This is a genomic window from Klebsiella sp. P1954 (assembly GCF_018199955.1).
In the GTDB taxonomy this organism is placed as follows: Bacteria; Pseudomonadota; Gammaproteobacteria; order Enterobacterales; family Enterobacteriaceae; genus Klebsiella; species Klebsiella pneumoniae.
In genome coordinates this window covers 4,954,259-4,975,830 of the sequence record NZ_CP073373.1, presented here as the reverse complement: position 1 = coordinate 4,975,830, position 21,572 = coordinate 4,954,259, and the positions used below count along the sequence as shown (strand labels likewise).

Sequence of the window (21,572 nt, the reverse complement as noted above, 5' to 3'; positions counted from 1 at the left end):
TCTGTAAACTAAAAAGTTCGGTTTAAATTCAGGCCGCACGTTTGGCTTTTTGTTTGTAGCGGTCGAAGATCACCGCCGCCAGCAGGATCACCCCGCGCACGACGTATTGTGAGAATGGCGAGATATTCAGCAGGTTCATCGCATTTTCCACGGTTCCGAGGATCAGGATCCCGGCCACCACGTAGGAGATCTTGCCGATCCCGCCCTTCAGCGACACCCCGCCCAGCACGCAGGCCGAAATAACAATCAGCTCATAGCCAATCGAGGTCATCGGCTGGCCGCTGGTCATGCGCGACGCCAGAATGATCCCCGCTGCGGCCGATACCAGACCGGAGAGCACAAAGATAATAATCTTGGTGCGCACCACCGGGACGCCGGCAAGGCGCGCCGCCTCTTCATTGCCGCCAATAGCCAGCGTATTACGGCCAAAGGTGGTTTTGTTTAGTAATAATCCGAAAACCACCAGGCAGGCGACGGTCAGCCAGATCGGCGCCGGCAAACCAAACCAGTTGGCATAGCCGAGGGTGAAGAAACGTTCATCTTCGATCCCCACCGCTTTGCCGTCGGAGATAATATAGGCCAGGCCGCGGACAATCTGCATGGTGGCCAGCGTGGTGATCAGCGCGTTGATCTTAAGGCGCGCAATGACAAAGCCGTTAACCAGACCACTAAGCGCCCCCAGCAACAGGCCTGCGGCGATCCCCAGCCACAGGCTTTCGCTGAGATTAATCACCACCGCGGTGGTGACCCCGGCGCAGGCGATAACCGACGCGACCGACAGGTCAAAATCGCCGGAGGCCAGGCAAAACAGCATGCCGCAGGCCACCATCCCGGACATCGAGATCGCCAGCCCCAGCCCTTTCATATTGACGAATGAAGCAAAGTTGGGCACAAAAATCACACAGCCGATAAACAGCACCGCAAACACCACCAGCATGCCAAACTGATCCCAGATGCGGGCAAAGCTAAAGGTTGAGCGGGTAGCCCCGGACGTAGTCACTGATGACATCATTTACTCCTTACTCAGGCGACAGCCTGGCTCACTGTTGGCATCGCAAGGCTTAACGCCTGCTGTTCATTGGCTTCTTCATGCAGCAGTTCGCCGGCGATTTGTCCTTCGCGCATCACCACGATGCGGTCAGCGACGCCCAGCACTTCCGGCAGGTCGCTGGAGGCAAACACCACGGCGACACCGGAGGCGGCGAGGCCATAGATCACATTGTAAATTTCATGTTTGGCGCCGACGTCGATGCCGCGGGTTGGCTCATCAAGCAGGATCACCTTCATCTCTTCCGACAGCCAGCGGCCAAGGATCGCTTTCTGCTGGTTGCCGCCCGACAGGTTCATAATCAGCTGTTCCGGGCCCGGCGTTTTAATATTCAGCGACTGGATATGTTGATCGGCGTTGTCCGCCTCCCAGGCGTTGTTGATCAGGCAGCCAGCGTGAATATGCTTGCGCCGGGCGCTGATATTGATGTTATCGCGCACGGAATGCACCGGAATAATCCCCTCCGCTTTACGATCCTCCGGGCACAGCATCATCCCGGCCTGGATGGCCTGGGCCGGTTTGCGAATGGAGACGGGCTGGCCATCGATATACACCTGACCGCCGGTTATCTGCGTGCCGCCAAACAGGCCTTTCATTAGTTCGCTGCGCCCGGCACCTACCAGTCCGAACAAACCGACAATTTCACCGCTGCGCACCGAGAGACTAACCGGCGTGCGCACGCCCGGCGCTTTGACCTCTTCCAGGCGCAGCCGCTCCTCGCCATAGGGGCGAGGCTTCCAGCCATAAATATCGCCCAGATTGCGGCCTACCATTGCCTGGACCAGGGCGTCGTGGCTGACGCTCGGCATATCGTCAAAGGTGCAAACGTAGCGGCCATCTTTAAAGACGGTGATGGCATCGCTGAGGGCAAAAATCTCTTCCATCCGGTGTGAAACATAGATGATGACCCTTCCCTCCTCCCGCAACTCGCGGATGACGCGAAACAGGTTGTCGATCTCTCTGGCGGAGAGCGAGCTGGTCGGCTCATCGAACGCGATAATCTTGGCGTTACGCGCCAGCGCTTTGGCAATCTCCACCATCTGCCATTGACCAATGGAGAGATATTTCAGCGGCGTCTCCGGGTCGATATCCAGACCCAGATGCTCCAGCTGCAGGCGGGCCTCATAGTTGAGCAGCGAGCGATTGACGATGCCGCCTCTGTGCGGCAGCTGACCGAGATAGATATTTTCGGCGACGGTCATCTCCGGGATCAGATGCAGCTCCTGGTAGATAATTGCCACGCCGGCGTTCAGCGCCTCCATGGTATTGGCGAATGCCATCTGCTGGCCGCCGATCTGCAGATGGCCCGCGGTCGGGATATAGTTGCCGCTGAGAATTTTCAACAGCGTCGATTTGCCTGCGCCATTTTCGCCCATCAGCGCGTGGATCTGTCCCGGGTAGCAGTCAAAACTGATATCGGACAAGGCCTTTACGCCAGGGAACGTCATGGTGATGCCGCGAAATGAGAGATAAGGGGTAGACTGTTGCATAACGACTCCGCTCTTCTGCACTCAGCCCCCGCGCCGCGGCGGGGGCCAGTTTAATCAGGCTGTTACAGCCCTTTTTTCGCCAACTCTTCTTTGAAGTTATCGCGGGTAATCAACACCACATCGGTCACCGCCGTGAACTTCGGCGGCTCGACGCCCTTGGTGACCCAGTTGTAGAGCATTTCGCTGGTTTTGTAGCCGTGGATATCCGGGCTTGGCAGCAGAGAGCCATAGAAGCCGGTCGGCTGCGCCTTCGACAGTTCGTTGACGGCATCCACGCCGTTGATGCCGATGCCAATCACATCGGGAGCTTTAAAGCCCTGACCTTCGGTCGCGCGCACGCCGCCGAGGACGGTGTTGTCGTTCATCCCGACGATCAGCCAGTGTTTAACCTGCGGATGCTGGACCAGCATCGAGTTACCGGCGTCGAACGCTCCCGGGATATCGTTGGATTTTGTCGGCACGCGGTAGATTTGCGCGTCCGGGAAGCCGGCCGCCTTCAGGGCATCGATGGAGCCGGTGGTGCGACGGCGCGCGGTATCCAGCTCATCGGCGGTGATCGCCATTACGGCGGTGTCTTTGACATCCCAGCCGCGCTTTTGCATCTCTTTATAGAGTTCCTGCCCCTGACGGGCGCCAATTTCGCTCGCCGCCATCATCACCAGCGGTACGCTCTCCATCGGTTTGCCCTTCGCATTGACGAACTGGTCATCGACGGTAATCACCTTCATGTCATAGCCACGCGCTTTGGCGACAATCGCCGACCCGAGCTTGGGATCGGGGGTACAGATGACAAAGCCCTTCGCGCCGCTGGCCGCCAGGCTGTCAATGGCATTCAGGGTTTTCTCCCCATCCGGGACCGCAATTTTAATAACGTCAAAGCCTAAATCTTTTCCTGCTTTATCAGCAAATTTCCACTCAGTCTGAAACCATGGCTCTTCCGGCTGTTTCACCAGAAAACCCAGTTTAAGATTTTCCGCCATAGCTGATTGTGACATAACCGCAGCGAGACCAATGGCCGCCAGCGCTTTAGTAAATTTGTGCATGGTAAACTCCAGCTTTAATTCGCTTTCATGTAGGGAAAAATCGGAATTAACAATTTAATCGGCATCAAAACAAGGCATTAGAAAAATCGCATTCCCCACTGCCGTTGTTAGAGTAGTAATACCCGGAAATTATTTCTCCATACGAGAGCATTATCACATCGCGGAATTACAGTAATTGCGTACATACATTTAGCAAAAAATGACATAAAAAATGACACAATTGTCATACAATTTTACCGGGGCATAGCAGGATCATCTATACCATCAGCAGGCTTATCCTTGTGTTGTCAGAGGATGTTTAACGGTGGGTTACAGCACTGTTATCATCAGCGATTGACGGCGTTGCTGCGGGCGATCGCCTGTGCGCCACTCAAATGGCAACCCACCTCGCACCGCTGAGCCACATGGCCCGCTTAATATCGCGAAAAAACGGATCTTTGGCGTAATTTATTCCGAATAGAAAAAATATATTCCTCTTGATAAAAGCGCCTGCAACAAAAAATAAAAATAATGATCATCAACCTGAAACATTACTAATGAAATAACTTATTCCGTTCTCTTCTACGACGAATCTCGTAGTCAAATACTTATATCTTATAACCAATCTGAAACCAGCAAGCCCCTGCCAACGGCGCACAATCTCAGCCCTGGTAGTTTGCACAAATAATGGTGTAACAAAACGTAAATTACCGCGCTTGAGAGTTTTCTTAATTTCGTTGAGCGAGTATTCTTAAATCGTCGGCAAATGGAAAAAATACCCGACTCATACGGAATGTGTAGAGTTTTATTATTCTGCAACAGTGCCGCGTGTCACTATTTTATCTTGTAGTTATCCGCAGGATCCGCTGACGCGCACCAGTAACCCCTTCCCGGTTAATAAGGATATTTTTTATGGCAGTTCCAGGAATGGCACAAAAGCTAAACACCCAAATGAATCTTGAGTTTCACGCCTCTAACGTTTACCTGAACTTAAGTGAGTGGTGCGCCCGACATCGCTTCGACGGCGCCGCGACGTTTCTGCGCACCCGCGCGCAAAGCAGCATCACCCTCACCATGCGCGTATTTGACTACCTGAAAAAAGCCGGCAGCTGGCCGATCGTCAATCCCGACCACGCCTGTAACCCTGAGTGCACCTCGCTGGAAGATCTGTTTACCCAAACCCTGAGCGATTACCAACAGCGCAGTCGTCTGCTGAGCGGTCTCGCTCAGGAAGCCAAAGCGCAAAGCGATGACAGCACCTGGCGGTTTCTCACGCTGTTGGCGGAAGAGCAGCAGCAGGATGGCCTGCTATTGCAAAGCGTGCTTGAGGAAATTCGTAATGCCGATAAAGCCGGTCTCGGGATGGAGCAGACCGATCGGCGTCTGATGGCTATCGTTGGAGAAGCGCAGAAAGCGCATTAATCAAGCCTTTATCGCTCTGCCAGGGGGAGCGCGTCTGCGCTGCCCCGCCCGGTTTATTAATCCATTACGTCTATTTTTTCTCCCCTATTATTCCTTTCAAGAATAAAAAAGTTTTAACTCGATCCCATTCCCTCATCACCGTTACCCCATAAGGGGGATTAGTGAGCGCGGTCACTTTTTGACGAACCATAAAGAAATATAAAAACAGTGTTTCAAAAATATAAAACACGAGGTTTATTTTTTATGGCTAGATACACGGCTTCAGCCTCTGAAGGGCTGCAGGGAAGACCGATCTTGTTACGCCATCAGTTAGCCTACGGCGGCGGAAATCTGTTAGGGAGCGGCGCACTGGCGATAAGCGGCGCATGGCTACTCTATTTTTATACGACCTTTTGCGGCCTGACGCTGATCGAGGCCTCATTTATCTTCTCCGTCGCCAGCATCATTGACGCTATCAGCAACCCGCTGATGGGCTATCTGACGGATAATTTTGGCAAAACGCGCCTGGGCAAGCGCTTCGGCCGCCGGCGTTTCTTTCTGCTAATCGGTATTCCGCTGATGATGTTCTACCCGCTGCTGTGGGTGGAAGGCCTGAGTTTCTGGTACTACCTTAGCACCTATGTGGTGTTTGAGATCATCTACACCTCTATCATGGTGCCTTATGAAACGCTGGCGACAGAGATGACCGATGATTTCTCACTGCGTTCAAAACTGACCGGCTATAAAGCTATCTTTGGTAAGCTGGCCAACTTCCTCGCGGCGTTTATTCCCGGCCAGTTCATTCTGCTGTATGGCAAAGATTCTGCCACCCCTTTCTTCCTCACCGGTCTGACCTATGGCGCGATCCTGATCGTCGCTATTTCCTGCCTGTGGTTGTGCAGCTGGGAGCGTGAGCGCGGGGAAGAGGTGGAAACCAGCGCGAAAAAAGGACTGCTGAGCACCCTGCTGTCGCTGGCGAAAGATATGCGTTCGACTTTTTATCTACGCGTATTCCGCAAACATCTTGGTATGTACCTGTGCGGCTTTGGCGCGGAATGGCTGTTTGCCTCCATCTTCACCTATTTCGTGATCTTCGTTCTACAACACGATCCAGCGATGGTGGCCGGGCTGAACAGCCTGAACTCGATTCTGCAGCTGATCTCTACGGCGCTGTTTATCGGCCTGTGCGTGAAAAAGGGCTTCAGCAAACCCTATATTCTGGCGCTGGGGATCGTCATTTTCGCGGTTCTGCTGTATACCTCGCTGTGGTTTTTCCATCTACCGTCCGGCCTGGCGACAGTGCTGATGTTCGGCATTACCGTGCTGTTCGGCCTGGGTACCGGCGGGGTTTACTATATACCCTGGACCGTTTACACCTTCCTGGCCGATGTCGATGAGATCTACACCGGACGCCGGCGGGAAGGGATCTATGCCGGCGCCATGACCTTCTCAGGAAAAATTCTGCGCTCGATTGTGGTGTTCTCGATGGGGGCGATCCTGAGCTTCTACGGTTTCCAGTCAAAAGCGCACAGCCAACCGGAAAGCGCGGTGACCGCTATCGCAGTGGTATTCTGCGTCGGGGTGATCGCATTAGCCCTGGCCGCCATCGTCTTCAGCAAGCAGATGAAGCTGGACCGGAAGGCCCATCTGGTGGTGCTGCAGGAAGTCGCGCGGATAAAAGCGGGCGGCAAAATTAGCGATATTGCGCCGGACGTGCGGGTTATCGTGGAGGATCTGGTCGGCCATCGCTACGAAGAGTGCTGGGGCAACAGCAAATTGTTCAAAGATGCTGCCCCTGCGCCTGCGCAGACCGTCGTTTCCCATTAAAGAAGAAGGCCCCGCCGGTATCCGGCGAGGCCTGGTATTAATGCGTTTCTTCCTGTGGAGTAAACTTCAGCTCAATCAACGCGATCGCTTTTTGCACCGCACGAAGGGTCACCGGATCGGCAGAGGCCGGATGGCTGGCGAAGTCGATAGCTTTCAGCTGAGTGGTCATTTTTTCACGCACTTCCACCGGCGCAATGACGTCAATGACATCGAGGATCTGTTTGATAACCAGCTGGCAGGCAACCACATCGGAAACCAGCTCGTCGTGTTCGGTAAGATGTTGAGACATTAATTACTCCTTTTTTCAGGAGCGTAATAGTACCCTAAATCGTTAACGATAATAAAACCTGCCGTCGCAGGTTTTTTTATCTACCTTACTGGCTGGCGGGTCGTCTCCTGCCGCTTTGCACAGGATCACACTCTTGATGGCAGTGACAACATGAATACCGCGATCTCTTCCCGCGATGAACGTGCTTTTTCAGCGCCGGCGCTGCTGGTGGCAGGTGCCTTTTTTATGGAGTTTCTCGACGGGACGGTGATCGCCACCGCCCTGCCCGATATGGCGAGGGATTTTGGCGTCACCGCGGTCGAACTGAATATCGGCATCAGCGCCTATCTGATTACCCTTGCGGTCCTGATCCCGGCCAGCGGCTGGATCGCCGATCGCTTCGGCGCCCGGGCTATTTTTACTCTCGCCCTGGCGATCTTTACCCTTGCCTCGGTCTTCTGCGGCCTCTCCACCGAGGTGCATATCTTTGTCGCCATGCGTATCCTTCAGGGCGTCGGCGGCGCGCTGATGGTCCCCGTTGGTCGCCTTGCGGTGCTACGCACCACGCCGAAACACCAGCTGATCAAGGCCATCGCCACCCTGACCTGGCCGGCGCTGGTGGCCCCCATTATCGGCCCGCCTTTGGGCGGCTTTATAACCCGCTACGCCAGCTGGCACTGGATCTTCTTTATCAATGTCCCGCTGGGCCTTGCCGCCATCATCCTTTCGCTGCGCATTATCCCTGATATTCGCGAAACGGAACGGCGCTCCTTCGATCTCAGCGGATTTATCACTACCTCGGTCGCGATGGTCAGTCTGGTGACTGCGATGGAGCGGCTCGGCGATCGCCAGCCGCAGATCTGGCCGACGCTGGCTCTCGCCGCGCTTGGCTTCGGCTGTCTGTTATATTCCATTCGTCATTTCCGCCGGGCGGCGGCGCCTATGGTTCGTCTCGACGCCCTGCAGGTGCCGACGTTCCGGGTGACAATGTACGGCGGCTCGTTGTTCCGGGCCTCCATCAGCGCGGTGCCTTTTCTGCTCCCCCTGCTGTTCCAGGTGGGATTCGGTATGGATCCTTTTCATTCCGGCCTGCTGGTGCTGGCGGTGTTTGTCGGTAATTTAACCATTAAACCCGCCACCACACCGCTCATTCGCTGGCTGGGCTTTCGTCGGCTACTGCTGATCAATGGCGCGTTGAACGTCTGTTCGCTGCTGGCTTGCGCGCTGCTTACGCCGCAGACGCCGGTCTGGGCCATCATGCTGATCCTTTATCTCGGCGGGGTGTTTCGCTCAATCCAGTTTACCGGTGTAAGCACGCTGGCCTTCGCCGATGTCCCCGCCGCGCAGATGAGTGATGCTAATACGCTGTTCAGTACCGCGTCGCAGCTGGCGGTAGGGCTGGGGATCACGCTTGGGGCGATTGGCATTCGCCTGGGCGAGCAGGTCGGCGACTGGCTGCATCTTACTGAACTACCGGGGATCAGCTTCCGCCTGTCGTTTGTGTTTATCGCCTTGATCTGTCTGGTAGGGATGATCGACAGCCTGCATCTGGCCAAAACGGCCGGCAGCAGCGTGTCGGAGAAGAAGAAATAGAAGAAAAAATAAACGACGGAAGGGCCAGCGGCGCTGGCCCTGATGACGGTTAAGCGACGATCTGGCGAACAAAGTCTTCGATTGCTTTATCCTGGCAGTTTTCGAAGAAGCACTCCTGGAAGCGTGGGCCGGAGACTGCGGTTTTCACCAGCTGCGGATCGATGGCGCGCAGGGTATCGAGGTAGTTCTCTTTTACTACTGCTGCTTTGACCTGGTTGAGGATCCCGGCATTGCGCACCTGCGGTTCTTTGCGCTCCGGCGGATAGCCTTCGCCGTTGCGGCCGGTAAAGGCTTTTTCAAAGATAAACCGCACATTCAGTTCGGCGCCCCAGCCGAAGCCTTTGGCAAACGGCAGCGACAGCGCATTACCGTTGTTGATCTGGGCAAACAGGAACGCATCCGCCGGATCGATACAGTAGCCGCAGACCACGCCCGGATGGATGTTCAGCGACATCAGCGCCCCCTGACCGGTACCGCAGCCGGTGACCACGAAGTCAACTGCTTTCGAATTCAGCAGAATACTGGCCATGATCCCAAGATGGATGTAGGTCAGATGATGATCGTTCTCATCGCTCATGCCGACGTTATAGACCGGGAATCCTTTTTCGTCGGCAACCGCGTTAAGCTCCTTGAGGATGATGGCGTTTTTGTTCGCCTGGCTGTTCTCCATCATCAGTGCAATCTTCATGGTTATTCTCCTGAATGCTGTGCGGGCCTGCCCGCAGAATGTCATTGACGTTGACTGCACTTTACTACCTTGAAAACAAACTTTCAAATTTTATGAAAAGTTGTTTTAAAATTTACGCAGTGCTTCACACTTTCGCAGGCTCCCCCTGTCTGTTGACCTCAGCCCTCTGCATGCTGGCGAATCCGCTTCGTCCTCCCTTACCACCCGCCGGCGACAAAGTCCTGACCGCCCAGGCAATAATGAATAATAAATTAAAAGCATTCTCATTTATTATTAAACTGCCAATGCGTGTTATTCCCATTAGCATTTTAAATAAAACATTTTTAAATTTACTTTTTGCAAATAATTAAATAACAAATTATAGTGGCAGCCAATAACATCTATTATTTAATTCCAGGAGTGCAACGATGCTGAAAACGGACATGATTGACAAACTGAATGAACAGATGAATCTTGAACTCTATTCTTCTCTTCTTTATCAGCAGATGAGCGCCTGGTGCAGTTACCACAGTTTTGAAGGCGCCGCGGCCTTCCTGCGTCGCCATGCTCAGGAAGAGATGACCCATATGCAGCGCCTGTTCGACTATCTAACCGACACCGGCAGCCTGCCGCGGATCAACGCTATCGCCTCCCCGTTTGCCGAATATGCCTCACTCGACGAGCTGTTCCGCCAGACCTACGAGCATGAGCAGCTGATCACGCAAAAAATAAATGAACTGGCGCACGCGGCCATGACCAGCCAGGATTACCCGACCTTTAATTTCCTGCAGTGGTATGTTGCTGAACAGCATGAAGAAGAGAAATTATTTAAATCGGTGATCGATAAACTGACCCTCGCTGGAAAAAGCGGCGAAGGTCTGTACTTTATCGATAAAGAGCTGGCTACCCTCGACGCGCAGAATTAATCCCCCGCGCCGCGACAGTCCGTGTCGCGGCCCTCTTAATGTCGGCAGATCTTATTTTCTGCGGTAGTAAAACCTTCCTCTCTGGCAATAAATTTGCCTTTTTTCTCTAAAAACGCCACCAACTGTGCGGCGCTTAGATTCTCTGCTGAACAGGTGTGAAACCGCGCCTCTTCGCCAAAGCGGCGGCGAATGGCGGCCTCCAGCGAGGCGACCGTCCAGGATTCACCCGAGGCGAGCATCATCTGTAAAACTTCATGACCATGAATAGAAGACATAACCCCTCCTGCAAAAACCGCCAGCTTAGGCCAGACCGTCAACCCGCGCCTTGCGCTAGCGCAGGCTTTCGCCCTCTTATTGTGTAAACATTTCATTACACAACTTGTAATCCCGATTTGACGAAAGCCGTAATATCCCCTACTCTGCGCGGCATAATTTATTGTTATTTGCTGTAGGGATAGCGAAAAGCGTGAAAAACCGCACTCTGGGCAGTATTTTAATCGTAGCTGGCACCACCATCGGTGCAGGAATGTTGGCAATGCCATTGGCCGCCGCAGGCGTCGGCTTTACCGTCACGTTGGGTTTACTTTTCACCTTGTGGGCATTGATGTGCTATACCGCCCTTTTGCTGCTGGAAGTCTACCAGCATGTCCCTGCCGATATGGGGCTCGGTTCTCTGGCGGCGCGCTATCTGGGCCGTTATGGGCAGTGGGTTACCGGATTCTGCATGCTGTTTCTGCTGTACGCCCTCACGGCAGCCTATATCAGTGGCGCCGGTGAATTACTCGCTTCCAGCCTCAACCAGTGGCTGGACTGGCAGCTACCACCGGCCGCAGGCGTACTGATCTTCACCCTCCTCGGCGGGGCGGTAGTGTGCATTGGCACTGCGCTGGTGGATCTGTTCAATCGCTTCCTGTTTAGCGCCAAAATCGTCTTCCTGGTGATTATGCTGGCCCTGCTGATGCCGCACATTCATCAGGTGAACCTTCTGACGCTGCCGGTTGAGCAAGGCCTGGCCCTGTCGGCCATTCCGGTGATTTTCACCTCCTTTGGTTTTCACGGCAGCGTCCCGAGCATCGTCAGCTATCTGGGGGGGGATATTCGCAAATTGCGCCGGGTATTTATCATCGGCAGCTTTATTCCTCTGGTGGCCTATATTTTCTGGCAGCTGGCGACGCTGGGCAGTATCGACGCCCCGGCCTTTACCGCCATGCTGGCAAATAACGCTGGTCTGAACGGCCTGCTGGAGGCGATCCGCGAAGTGGTGGCGTCACCGCATGTGGAGCTGGCCGTTCACCTGTTTGCCGACCTTGCGCTGGCGACGTCATTCCTCGGCGTCTCGCTCGGCCTGTTTGATTATCTGGCGGATATGTTTCAGCGTAAAAACAGCGTCGGCGGGCGTCTGCAGAGCGGGATAATCACCTTCCTGCCGCCGCTGGCGTTCGCCCTGTTCTATCCCCGCGGTTTCGTCATGGCCCTCGGCTACGCCGGGGTGGCATTAGCCGTGCTGGCGCTGATAATGCCGGCCCTGCTGGTCATGAAGAGTCGCCGAGAGCATCCGCAGGCTACCTGGCGGGTCGCCGGCGGCGCACCGACGCTATGGCTGGTTCTGCTGTGCGGGATCGGCATCGTGGCTATTCAGTTCAGCATCGCTGCCGGGTTGTTGCCCGCGGTGGGATAAAAAAGGGGCCTGCTGGCCCCTTGTTCATTTCGCTAAGCAACACTGCTTATACTTTTTACCGCTGCCGCATGGGCAGGGATCGTTGCGTCCGACTTTCGCTTCATTTCTTATTGGCTGCGGGGCCTCCACCGGCTGCGGATTCGCTATCCAGTACTGGTAAAGCGCCAGCGCCGCCGGCGTGATACGCTCGATGCTGGCGATAAATTCATCCGCCGTCAGATTATCCAGCGCGCTAAACTGTTCTTCGCTGCCGTGGAGCGCGATAGCGTCCAGCTCCGGCTGGAGTTCAGCGGGCAACGTCGACCAGTCGCTCAGCGCCACGCCGCGCAGATAGCCAAAGCACCACTCCTCAACTATGGTCAGCTCCTGACCTTCCGCTTCGCGGGTGCCGAACAGCGGTTCGAACTGATCGGGATAAGACTCCAGGCGTTCGGCGATATCGCTCATATGCTGCAGCGTCAGATTGACAAAGCGATCGCGCTCGCGATCGTTGGCCCAGCGCGGGACATTATCCGCCCCGCCCCAAATCGCCAGCAGCCACTGAGCGGGTTCGATGTCGGTCGGCGCAGAGAGGATCGCCGTCAGCAGGCCATCCAGTTCAGAGACATCCAGAATGGCGCCTTCGGCGGCGTATTTCGCCAGAGTGTCATCCAGCCATTCCAGTTCGTTTTCGTTCAAAGGTCCGGTATTCATTCACAGGCTCGCATGGTAAAAATCGGGCCTACAGTAGCCGAATTGCCGACAGAAAGCCACCCGGCGATACCTATTGCGCCGGTGTCAACGATACGCGATCAGGCCAGGCCGCGCAGCGCCGACGCCACCTCACGACAGGCCTCCTCCCCTAACGAAAGCAAAGGACGGGGAAGCGAGTCTGGATCGCAGAGTCCGAGCATCGCTGCGGCGCTGGCTATCACTCGCAGGCTACCACCATAGCGATCAAAGCATCGCCATAGGGGGGCCAGCTGCTCATTCAGTGCCGCAGTCTGCGCCACATCGCCGCTACGTATCGCTCTTACCAGCGCCAGTGAGCAGCGGGGAAAGAGTCCGCCGCAGACCGAATACCAGGCTTCGCAGCCGGCCTGCAACCCGGCAGTGGCCCACGCATCGCCGCTGACGCCAAGCGTAACGCGAGAGGGAAGATGCTGACGCAGGGCCGCTACACGTTCGCTCGCCTGTGGCGCGGGCAGGCCGGGAATTTTAATCGAGGCAATGGCCGGCAAGGCGGCGATGCGCCCCTGCAGCTCATCCGCCAGCATTACGTGGGTAGTGCGGGGATTGTCATACAGGCAAACCGGCACCGAGACATGCCGACAGACTTCTTCGTAAAAGGCAAAGATCTCCTCCGCGGAAAGCGGCTGATAGGACATCATCGGCAGTAATAACGCATCCGCCCCTGCCTCCTGAGCATCCTCCACCAGGCGTAGCACCTCGTTAGTCGCAATGGCGCCGACGCCGACCATCATCGGGATCGACCCCGCATGCGCCTTCGCCACCTGCACCACTCGTCTGCGCTGCTCACGGCTGAGATAAGCGTAGCTACCGGTTGAACCTAAGATGCCCAGAGAGTCGACTCCGGCATCGGTAAGACGGGCGAGAATACGAATAAACGCTTTTTCATCAAAATCTTGCTGATGCAAAGGTGTCAAAGGAAATGCGCAAAGTCCACTGAACATGCTGCCTCCGGCAGGCTGGGCTGAGAGTCCGTTTGATAGTAGCAAGGCGCGATCGTTTTGTCCTGGGACAAATGAGAAATTGACTGTAAGGCAAGAGTTAACCGAAAAACGCCGTGGCGTCAGGCTGGCGGGAAAGGTATCAGAAAGCGAAGTACAGAAACAAAAAAACCACCCGTAGGTGGTTTCACGACACTGCTTATTGCTTTGATTATTCTGTATTTCCCAATGGTACCCGGAGCGGGACTTGAACCCGCACAGCGCGAACGCCGAGGGATTTTAAATCCCTTGTGTCTACCGATTCCACCATCCGGGCTCGGGATATAAAGTGGAGGCGCGTTCCGGAGTCGAACCGGACTAGACGGATTTGCAATCCGCTACATAACCGCTTTGCTAACGCGCCTTTAATACTGAAACACCCGCAACTGCCGATGCTGTTAATCTGGAGCGGGAAACGAGACTCGAACTCGCGACCCCGACCTTGGCAAGGTCGTGCTCTACCAACTGAGCTATTCCCGCATCATCAAGTTATTTGCTAATCACTTGATTTTGTTATCGTCTGGAAGACTGTGCCGCCGTTCGATGCGTTGCATTCTACTTATCTCTCGCGGTGAGTCAACGGTATTTTTCGCAACTTTGTATCGTTTGCTGAAAATAACGGCGAAACGATCACTGATCAAGCAAATCGCCGCGCGCCGCGTTCAAATACTGCAGCATCGACCACAGCGTCAGCACCGCCGCCACGAGGAAAAGCGCGATCCCGGCCCACTCCACCCACGGATAAGGACGCCACAGCATCCATACCAGGGCGGTCATCTGGGCGGTCGTTTTCACTTTGCCAATCCACGAGACCGCCACGCTGCTGCGTTTCCCCAGCTCCGCCATCCACTCACGCAGCGCGGAGATAATGATCTCACGGGCAATCATGGTCGCCGCCGGTAGCGTGACCCACCAGGTGTGATAGTGTTCGGCAACCAGCACCATGGCGATAGCCACCATGACTTTATCGGCAACCGGGTCGAGGAAGGCGCCAAAACGGGTGCTCTGATTCCAGCGACGAGCGAGGAAACCATCAAACCAGTCGGTTACCGCGGCAACAAAGAAGATCAGCGCGCAGGCAAACGGCGCCCAGCTAAAGGGCAGATAAAACGCCAGCACAAAAAACGGGATCAGGATGACGCGAAACAGAGTAAGCAACGTAGGGATATTAAATTGCATAGTGACGGGTAACTATCTGTTGTAAGTAAAAATTAGCCCTATGTTGCTACAGAGCCCCTAATGTTTCAACGAGTAGAAGATCTTTTCTGCCAGAGCGTGAGAGATGCCCGGTACTTTAGCAATTTCTTCGACGCTGGCCTGCTGTAGCCCCTGCAGCCCACCCATATACTTCAGCAGCATCTGACGACGCTTCGGCCCCACCCCCTCGATAGTCTCAAGCGAGCTGGTGCTCTTCACTTTCGCCCGTTTTTTGCGATGCCCGGAGATCGCATGATCGTGCGATTCATCGCGAATATGCTGGATCACATGCAGGGCCGGCGAATCCGGCGGCAGGCTAAACCCTTCCCCTTCCGGCTCAAAGAATAACGTTTCCAGACCCGCTTTTCGATCGCTACCTTTCGCCACGCCCAGCAGCAGCGGATGATGTTTATCCCAGGGGACGTCCAGTTCAGCAAACACGGCTTTCGCCTGGGCCAGCTGTCCCTTGCCGCCGTCTATCAGGATCACATCCGGGATCTTGTTGTCATCAATCGCTTTACCATAGCGACGGCGCAGGACCTGATTCATCGCCGCATAGTCATCGCCAGGGGTAATGCCGGTGATGTTGTAGCGCCGATACTCCGCGCGCAGTGGGCCATTGCTGTCAAACACCACACAGGATGCTACGGTCTGTTCGCCCATGGTGTGGCTGATGTCAAAACACTCCATTCGCTTGACGGCCGGCAGCTCCAGTACGCTGGCCAGCGCCTGCAAACGCTGATGAATGGTCGATTGCTGAGACAATTTGGTCGTTAACGCTGTCGCGGCGTTGGTCCGCGCCAGCTTAAGATAACGCGCTCTGTCGCCGCGCGGCTTAGTCTGCACATTGATTCGACGACCCGCCAGCTCCGACAGCGAGTCGGCCAGCAGCGTCTTATCCCCAAGGTTAAAGTCGAGCAAAATCTCCCCCGGCAGCGTGCGCATTTGGCTGCCCTGCAGGTAGAACTGGCCGACAAAGGTCTCCACGACCTCTCCCAGCTCGGTGCCGCCCGGCACTTTCGGGAAGTAGCTTCGGCTGCCCAGCACTTTGCCCTGACGGATAAACAGCACATGCACGCAGGCCATGCCGGCATCGAAGGCGACGCCGATCACGTCGAGGTCGTCACCGGTGTTGGAGACAAACTGTTTCTCCGTCACGCGGCGGACGGCCTGAATCTGGTCGCGGATGCGCGCGGCCTCTTCGAACTCCAGGTTCTGGCTCGCCTTCTCCATCCGCGCGATGAGCTGGGTCAGCACCTGGTCATCCTTGCCGGCGAGAAACAGCCGCACATACTCTACCTGCTGAGCATACTCTTCTTCGCTGACCAGCCCGGCCACGCACGGCCCCAGGCAGCGACCAATCTGATACTGCAGACAGGGGCGGGAGCGATTGCGGTAGACGCTGTTTTCACACTGACGGATGGGAAAGATTTTCTGCAGCAGCGCCAGGGTCTCGCGCACGGCATAGCCGTTGGGAAAAGGACCAAAATACTCGCCCTTCGCATGTTTGGCGCCGCGATGCATCGCCAGACGCGGATGAGTATCGCCGCTGAGAAAAATAAAAGGATACGATTTATCGTCGCGTAACAGCACGTTGTAACGTGGCTGGTACAGCTTAATATAGTTGTGCTCAAGCAGCAGCGCTTCCGTCTCGGTGTGGGTGACGGTCACGTCGATTTGCGCGATCAGCGCTACCAGCGCTTCCGTTTTACGCGACGCAAGGTTGCTGCGGAAGTAGCTACTGAGCCGCTTTTTCAGATCTTTGGCTTTGCCAACATAGATGACGGTTCCGCCAGCATCATACATCCGATACACACCGGGCTGGCTGGTCACCGTTTTCAGGAAAGCTTTTGCGTCAAAAACATCACTCACTGGCTTGCTAACGACTCCGCATTACACAGGCCATGGCGAATTGCCAGGTGGGTCAGCTCGACATCGCCATGAATGTTTAATTTACTGAACATCCGATAGCGGTAGCTGTTAACCGTTTTAGGACTCAGATTTAGTTGCTCTGAGATCTCATTCACCTTCTGACCTTTGGTGATCATCAGCATAATCTGCAATTCGCGTTCAGACAAACTGGCAAACGGCGATTCTGTCTTTTCGGGTTCAATCTGACTTAACGCCATTTGCTGGGCAATATCGGAGGCAATATAGCGCTGCCCGGACGCGACGCAGCGGATGGCATTCACCACTTCCTGCGGCGCGGCGCCTTTACTGAGATAGCCCGCCGCGCCCGCCTGCATGACCTTGGCAGGTAAAGGATTCTCGGTATGCACGGTCAACATGATCACTTTGGTGCCCGCCACGGAGCGCGCGATTTTGCGCGTCGCTTCAAGACCACCGATCCCAGGCATGTTCATGTCCATCAGGACGACATCTGCGGAATTAGCCCGGCACCACTTGACGGCGTCCTCGCCGCAGCAGGCTTCGCCAGCGACTTTAATCCCTTTTATATCTTCCAGAATGCGTCGTATCCCTGCGCGCACCAGTTCGTGGTCATCAACAAGAAGAACGTTGATCAAAGGAATAATCTCCAGAATGAGGGATAACGCTACTGATACTTTATCTCCCACATATTACCGGGTTTTATTGCTATTTTAAAAGGCAAAAAAATGCCCTCGCCTCGATTTGGCTCTCATTTATGGCAATGTCTGTGCACACTAAGTGGAAAGTCATTGAGAACAGTCAGTTGCCCGGCTCTTATTTTTTAACAATACTCATACAGAAGGCACAAAAAACACAACAGATTACGTAGCGCATAAATACGAAGCAAAATATGTAACAATTATTAACGAGCTAAATAGATGGGGGAAATTATTGGCTTGCCGACGGCTATTACGCATTATCCGAAGCATAAAAACATTCACAGCTCAGATGAGAGAACAGAAATTAAGCACACCTTTTTTTTCTGTCGCTTGTGGTATACTGCGCGGCCTTCACATTGAGTAGAGCGCAATAGCGCAGCGAGTAAACGAGGATATCGATGAGCACACCAGATTTTTCCACTGCAGAAAATAAGCAGGAACTGGCGCAGGAAGTCTCCTGCCTGAAAGCGATGATTACGCTGATGCTGCAGGCGATGGGCCAGGCGGATGCGGGGCGCGTGATTATTAAAATGGAAAAGCAGATTTCACAGATGGAAGATGAGGCTCAGGCCGCCGTATTCTCCAGCACCGTTAAGCAGATTAAACAAGCCTATCGGCAGTAATCCTGTGCCGGCTGAAAGTATCACTGACAGCCGGTATCACGTCTGACACGCAGAACGGCAGGCGCATTCAGATTAGCCCAGTCGCCACGGCGTAGCAGGCAATTTGCGTTTTATTCGGCGCATTAAATTTCCGCTGCATATTCTTCTGATGGAAATTCACCGTATTTTCCGAAATCGAGAGAATCATCGCCACCTCCGCCGAAGTCTTTCCTTCCGCCGTCCATTTGAGGATTTCCAGTTCGCGGCGGCTGAACTTCATCTCCGGCGGCATCACCATCTCATCTTCCAGACGCAGCAGCGTCAGCAAGCTTAGTTCAGTCAGCGTTCGCAGACGCAGCTCAAGCTCATCTTCAGGGTAACCGCCCGGCAGACGATTGTTCGCGGAGACAGAGAGAAATCCCTGAGCATGGTTTGGCAACGTCAGGCACTGCGTCACGCCCTTTTGCAGACCATGGTCACGCGCCCCGTCCCACAGTGCCGGCGCATCACGAAACAGGCTGTCGTTCCATGGCAGATGGCCACGCATAAAATTCTCCGGCCGTAACACAGGATCTATCGCGAAATAATTTTCTGCCTGATAGTGCGACATCCATGCGCGGGGGTAAGTCGACTGGAACGTAACGCGGGGGCGGGTGAAAGGCACCGGGTGGCGCACACAAAGCGTGTAGTAATCATATTCCAGCGCTTCGGTTTCACGTTGCAGGAGATTATAAACCTCCTCGCCGGTGGCCATGGACTGAAATTGGTGCAGCATATCCCGCCGCCAGCTGAAAAAATCATTGTCCCTCATAGCTGTGCAAATAACTCCTGATTGATAATCATTATTATAAATACAGAAAACTAACACATAAATCTTATTTATATGTATAAAATATCGTAGCTGTCGCATTTATTAGTCTGAAGGCTTGCCATTTTCCCGCTCGCCGCACAGAAACATAGCGTTTTTCTCCCATCATGTTCTACACCCTGCCAAGGGCGATGGGAAGCGGTGTATACGGCCGTGGGAGTCAATAGCGCAAAGACATGTCGCGGGGGCGTTACCCCGCCGCGAGAGTGGGCTAAACGCGGCGGCTCCCGCGAAGCTGAGCCGCCACGCCAGCCCATGCTTTACTGCATCAGGAATTTTTCAAGGAACTGACGGGTACGCGGCTGCTGGGGCGAAGCGAACAACGCTTTTGCCTCGCCTTGTTCGACAATGCGTCCCTGATCCATAAATATCGCCCGATCGGCTACGTCGCGGGCGAAACTCATTTCATGGGTCACGATCACCATGGTGCGTTTTTCCTGCGCCAGCTGACGGATGGTGTTGAGCACCTCCCCCACCAGCTCAGGATCGAGGGCCGAGGTGGGTTCATCAAACAGGATCACGTCCGGACGCATAGCCAGCGCGCGGGCAATAGCCACTCGCTGCTGCTGCCCGCCGGAGAGACGGCGCGGATAGCTATTCTCTTTTCCGCTGAGCCCCACCTTCGCCAGCAGTTCGCGCGCCCGCGCCATGGACTCCTGCTTATCTTCACCTTTTACGATGACCGGCCCTTCAATAATGTTCTCCAGCACCGTACGGTGGGGAAACAGATTAAAGTTCTGGAAGACAAAGCCGACGTGCTGGCGCAGCTGGCGAATGAGCCCTTTCTGCGGCCCGAGGCTGCGACCGGCGTCGATCGTCACATCGCCGACGCGGATAGTGCCGCTCTCCGGTTGCTCCAGCAGGTTGATGCTACGCAGCAGGGTGGTTTTGCCCGAGCCGCTGGGGCCGATGATCGCCACCACTTCCCCTTTCTGTACCTCCAGGTCGATACCATGGAGCACCGTCTGGCCATGGAATTTTTTTACCAGGCTTTTCACTTCTATCGCACTCATTTCGGATCACGCTCCTGGCGGTTCAGCTGGTTTTCAAAATAATTCTGCAGCGAGGAGAGCACTGTCGCCATTACCCAGTAGATCAGGGAGGCCGCCAGATACATGGTGAAGACCTCCAGGGTTCGCGAGGTAATTAGCTGCGCCTGACGGAACAGCTCCGGCACCTGGATCGTTGCCGCCAGCGAGGTATCTTTTACCAGGCTGATAAAACTGTTCGACAGCGGCGGCAAAGCGACCCGCGCCGCCTGGGGTAAAATGGCCCGACGCATCGTCTGCCAGGGCGTCATACCGATACTGGCCGCCGCTTCCCATTGCCCTTTATCAATCGAGGCGATGGCCGCGCGCAGCGTTTCCGCCGCATAGGCCGCAGTATTCAACGACAGGCCGATCATCGCCGCCGGGATCGGGTCAAGCTCAATGCCGAACTGCGGCAAGCCGTAGTAGATCATAAACAGCTGGGCGATAAGCGGCGTGCCGCGGAAAATGGAGATATACATGCGCGCCAGCCATTTTACCGGCCAGACTGGCGACATGCGCATCAGCGCCAGGATAAAGCCCAGCACCAGGCCGAAAAACATCCCGCCAATGCTCAGCTGCAGCGTAAAGACGGCCCCTTTCAGCAGAAAAGGGGCGGAATCAATGACCAGTTGGATACTTTCTTGCATGCTGTCGTTTCTGTATTAGAGGTGAGGATGATAGGCAAACAGCGCCGGCGCTCCGCCAGTGTGGACGAACAGTATCGGCCCTTCATCCTTAAAGCGCTTCTGCGTGATGCCGTCGATAAGCCCGGCCATCGCTTTGCCGGTATAGACCGGGTCGAGCAAAATACCTTCCAGCTGCGCCAGCAGCTTCACGGCGGCCATCCCATCTTCGTTTGGCGTACCGTATCCTGGGGCAAAGTAGTCATCCCACAGTATAATTTCAGCCTTCGCCTGTAGCTCGAGACTGTTGGCCACGGCCTGCTGCAGCGCCACCACTTTCGGCAACTGGTCAGCGACCGAGCGCGACACGGTCACCCCAATCAGTTCCGCCTGCGGCATCAGCTGTTCAAGGCCGACCGCCAATCCGGCATGGGTGCCGGCGCTGCCGGAGGCGACCACGACTGACGAGATCGCCACCGCGTCTTCGCACTGCTGGCTGATTTCCAGTGCGCTTTCCACATAGCCTAACGCGCCGAGGGCATTGGAGCCGCCGACCGGAATAACATACGGACGATACCCCTGCGCCTCAATGCGGGTCGCCAGCTCATCGAGCTGGGCGGCGGGATCGGTCAGGGCATCACACATCTCAACCTGGGTGTTAAAGAGATCCAGCAGCAGACGGTTGCCATTGCTCAGATAGTTCTCCGCCCGGGTGCCGATGGGATTTTCCAGTAGCGCCACGCAATGCAGTCCCAGTTTCGCAGCGACTGCCGCCGTCTGACGCACATGGTTAGACTGGATCGCGCCGGCGGTGATTAAGGTATCCGCGCCCTCGCGCAGCGCATCGGCGGCGAGAAACTCCAGCTTACGCAGTTTGTTGCCCCCCATCGCCAGCGGCGTCGTATCATCACGTTTAATAAAAATTTCGCGCCCAAGGTGATCGGACAGACGCGGGAGATACTCCAGCGGCGTCGGCGCGCCGATCAATTCCAGGCGCGGAAAGCGGGTTAAGTTTTGCAGTGACATGGCCCCTC

General features: G+C 55.2%; 23 protein-coding genes, 3 tRNA genes and 1 pseudogene. 8 read left to right on the top strand and 19 right to left on the bottom strand.

Features of this window, described 5'->3' with window-relative positions; all coding sequences use genetic code 11:
• Positions 1–28: 28 nt before the first annotated feature.
• The 3 genes from araH to KB890_RS23865 all read right to left on the bottom strand — a co-directional run bounded on the left by araH (position 29) and on the right by KB890_RS23865 (position 3,581).
• Positions 29–1,009: an L-arabinose ABC transporter permease AraH gene (araH, locus tag KB890_RS23875; RefSeq protein WP_002911507.1), complete on the bottom strand. Its 981-nt coding sequence runs from the start codon at positions 1,007–1,009 to the stop codon at positions 29–31.
• A gap of 14 nt (positions 1,010–1,023) precedes the next feature.
• A complete protein-coding gene (gene araG, locus KB890_RS23870; protein ID WP_002911516.1) occupies positions 1,024–2,538 on the bottom strand; it encodes an L-arabinose ABC transporter ATP-binding protein AraG in 1,515 nt (504 codons plus the stop codon).
• 62 nt (positions 2,539–2,600) lie between these two features.
• Positions 2,601–3,581: an arabinose ABC transporter substrate-binding protein gene (locus tag KB890_RS23865; RefSeq protein WP_002911518.1), complete on the bottom strand. Its 981-nt coding sequence runs from the start codon at positions 3,579–3,581 to the stop codon at positions 2,601–2,603.
• A 361-nt stretch (positions 3,582–3,942) separates the two neighbouring features.
• Between KB890_RS23865 and KB890_RS23860 the strand changes: the two are divergent.
• Positions 3,943–4,038: pseudogene (locus KB890_RS23860) on the top strand (hypothetical protein); the annotation flags it as partial.
• A 434-nt stretch (positions 4,039–4,472) separates the two neighbouring features.
• On the top strand, positions 4,473–4,982 hold the full coding sequence (locus KB890_RS23855; protein WP_004175413.1) for a non-heme ferritin-like protein: 510 nt from the start codon (positions 4,473–4,475) through the stop codon (positions 4,980–4,982).
• Between the two features lie 70 nt (positions 4,983–5,052).
• Here the strand turns inward: KB890_RS23855 and KB890_RS23850 are convergent, their stop codons facing one another.
• Positions 5,053–5,211 carry a succinate dehydrogenase gene (locus KB890_RS23850; protein WP_004148869.1) on the bottom strand — a complete coding sequence of 53 codons (159 nt, stop codon included), beginning with the start codon at positions 5,209–5,211 and terminating at the stop codon, positions 5,053–5,055.
• A 65-nt stretch (positions 5,212–5,276) separates the two neighbouring features.
• Between KB890_RS23850 and KB890_RS23845 the strand changes: the two genes are divergently transcribed.
• Positions 5,277–6,788 carry an MFS transporter gene (locus KB890_RS23845; RefSeq protein ID WP_002911522.1) on the top strand — a complete coding sequence of 504 codons (1,512 nt, stop codon included), beginning with the start codon at positions 5,277–5,279 and terminating at the stop codon, positions 6,786–6,788.
• A 37-nt stretch (positions 6,789–6,825) separates the two neighbouring features.
• Here KB890_RS23845 and KB890_RS23840 read toward each other — a convergent pair whose 3' ends face one another.
• Complete coding sequence (locus tag KB890_RS23840; protein ID WP_002911524.1) at positions 6,826–7,077, bottom strand: DUF2766 family protein; 252 nt, start codon at positions 7,075–7,077, stop codon at positions 6,826–6,828.
• 150 nt (positions 7,078–7,227) lie between these two features.
• Here KB890_RS23840 and KB890_RS23835 point away from each other — a divergent pair, with 150 nt between their 5' ends.
• Positions 7,228–8,649 (top strand): MFS transporter, encoded by a 1,422-nt coding sequence (locus tag KB890_RS23835; protein WP_004148871.1) that lies wholly within the window; start codon positions 7,228–7,230, stop codon positions 8,647–8,649.
• Between the two features lie 49 nt (positions 8,650–8,698).
• Here the strand turns inward: KB890_RS23835 and KB890_RS23830 are convergent, their stop codons facing one another.
• A complete protein-coding gene (locus tag KB890_RS23830) occupies positions 8,699–9,337 on the bottom strand; it encodes an RpiB/LacA/LacB family sugar-phosphate isomerase (protein WP_004180443.1) in 639 nt (212 codons plus the stop codon).
• 170 nt (positions 9,338–9,507) lie between these two features.
• Between KB890_RS23830 and KB890_RS23825 the strand changes: the two genes are divergently transcribed.
• Both KB890_RS23825 and ftnA read left to right on the top strand, forming a co-directional pair.
• The gene (locus KB890_RS23825; protein ID WP_020324969.1) at positions 9,508–9,687 is read left to right on the top strand and encodes a hypothetical protein; all 180 of its coding nucleotides are present in this window, start codon (positions 9,508–9,510) and stop codon (positions 9,685–9,687) included.
• Positions 9,688–9,744: 57 nt separating this feature from the next.
• A complete protein-coding gene (gene ftnA / locus KB890_RS23820) occupies positions 9,745–10,242 on the top strand; it encodes a non-heme ferritin (RefSeq protein ID WP_004141101.1) in 498 nt (165 codons plus the stop codon).
• Between the two features lie 35 nt (positions 10,243–10,277).
• Here ftnA and KB890_RS23815 read toward each other — a convergent pair whose 3' ends face one another.
• Positions 10,278–10,517, bottom strand: coding sequence for a YecH family metal-binding protein (locus tag KB890_RS23815; RefSeq protein ID WP_004175410.1), 240 nt, complete (start codon positions 10,515–10,517; stop codon positions 10,278–10,280).
• A 191-nt stretch (positions 10,518–10,708) separates the two neighbouring features.
• Here KB890_RS23815 and tyrP point away from each other — a divergent pair, with 191 nt between their 5' ends.
• Entirely contained in the window at positions 10,709–11,920 is a 1,212-nt protein-coding gene (tyrP, locus tag KB890_RS23810; protein ID WP_004891013.1) for a tyrosine transporter TyrP, read from the top strand.
• A gap of 24 nt (positions 11,921–11,944) precedes the next feature.
• Here tyrP and KB890_RS23805 read toward each other — a convergent pair whose 3' ends face one another.
• The 8 genes from KB890_RS23805 to uvrY all read right to left on the bottom strand — a co-directional run bounded on the left by KB890_RS23805 (position 11,945) and on the right by uvrY (position 17,351).
• Positions 11,945–12,613, bottom strand: coding sequence for a YecA/YgfB family protein (locus tag KB890_RS23805; protein WP_004141106.1), 669 nt, complete (start codon positions 12,611–12,613; stop codon positions 11,945–11,947).
• 98 nt (positions 12,614–12,711) lie between these two features.
• Positions 12,712–13,593, bottom strand: coding sequence for a dihydrodipicolinate synthase family protein (locus KB890_RS23800; RefSeq protein WP_004180444.1), 882 nt, complete (start codon positions 13,591–13,593; stop codon positions 12,712–12,714).
• Positions 13,594–13,819: 226 nt separating this feature from the next.
• Positions 13,820–13,906, bottom strand: a tRNA-Leu gene (locus KB890_RS23795).
• A 13-nt stretch (positions 13,907–13,919) separates the two neighbouring features.
• A tRNA-Cys gene (locus KB890_RS23790) sits at positions 13,920–13,993 on the bottom strand.
• A gap of 40 nt (positions 13,994–14,033) precedes the next feature.
• Positions 14,034–14,109 (bottom strand) — tRNA-Gly (locus KB890_RS23785).
• 150 nt (positions 14,110–14,259) lie between these two features.
• On the bottom strand, positions 14,260–14,808 hold the full coding sequence (gene pgsA / locus KB890_RS23780; protein WP_004141115.1) for a CDP-diacylglycerol--glycerol-3-phosphate 3-phosphatidyltransferase: 549 nt from the start codon (positions 14,806–14,808) through the stop codon (positions 14,260–14,262).
• A gap of 57 nt (positions 14,809–14,865) precedes the next feature.
• The gene (uvrC, locus tag KB890_RS23775) at positions 14,866–16,698 is read right to left on the bottom strand and encodes an excinuclease ABC subunit UvrC (RefSeq protein ID WP_002911538.1); all 1,833 of its coding nucleotides are present in this window, start codon (positions 16,696–16,698) and stop codon (positions 14,866–14,868) included.
• On the bottom strand, positions 16,695–17,351 hold the full coding sequence (gene uvrY, locus KB890_RS23770) for a UvrY/SirA/GacA family response regulator transcription factor (RefSeq protein ID WP_002911539.1): 657 nt from the start codon (positions 17,349–17,351) through the stop codon (positions 16,695–16,697). Before uvrY ends, uvrC begins: the two co-directional genes overlap by 4 nt.
• Before the next feature lie 461 nt (positions 17,352–17,812).
• Between uvrY and KB890_RS23765 the strand changes: the two genes are divergently transcribed.
• Complete coding sequence (locus KB890_RS23765) at positions 17,813–18,037, top strand: DUF2594 family protein (protein ID WP_002911541.1); 225 nt, start codon at positions 17,813–17,815, stop codon at positions 18,035–18,037.
• Between the two features lie 67 nt (positions 18,038–18,104).
• Here KB890_RS23765 and sdiA read toward each other — a convergent pair whose 3' ends face one another.
• From sdiA to dcyD, 4 genes are all read right to left on the bottom strand, one after another.
• Positions 18,105–18,827, bottom strand: coding sequence for a transcriptional regulator SdiA (gene sdiA / locus KB890_RS23760; RefSeq protein WP_002911542.1), 723 nt, complete (start codon positions 18,825–18,827; stop codon positions 18,105–18,107).
• Positions 18,828–19,144: 317 nt separating this feature from the next.
• Positions 19,145–19,897: an L-cystine ABC transporter ATP-binding protein TcyN gene (gene tcyN, locus KB890_RS23755; RefSeq protein ID WP_004151455.1), complete on the bottom strand. Its 753-nt coding sequence runs from the start codon at positions 19,895–19,897 to the stop codon at positions 19,145–19,147.
• Positions 19,894–20,562: a cystine ABC transporter permease gene (gene tcyL, locus KB890_RS23750; protein ID WP_002911547.1), complete on the bottom strand. Its 669-nt coding sequence runs from the start codon at positions 20,560–20,562 to the stop codon at positions 19,894–19,896. The genes tcyN and tcyL overlap by 4 nt, the downstream gene beginning before the upstream one ends.
• A 15-nt stretch (positions 20,563–20,577) precedes the next feature.
• A complete protein-coding gene (gene dcyD, locus KB890_RS23745) occupies positions 20,578–21,564 on the bottom strand; it encodes a D-cysteine desulfhydrase (protein ID WP_004180445.1) in 987 nt (328 codons plus the stop codon).
• Positions 21,565–21,572 lie beyond the last annotated feature (8 nt).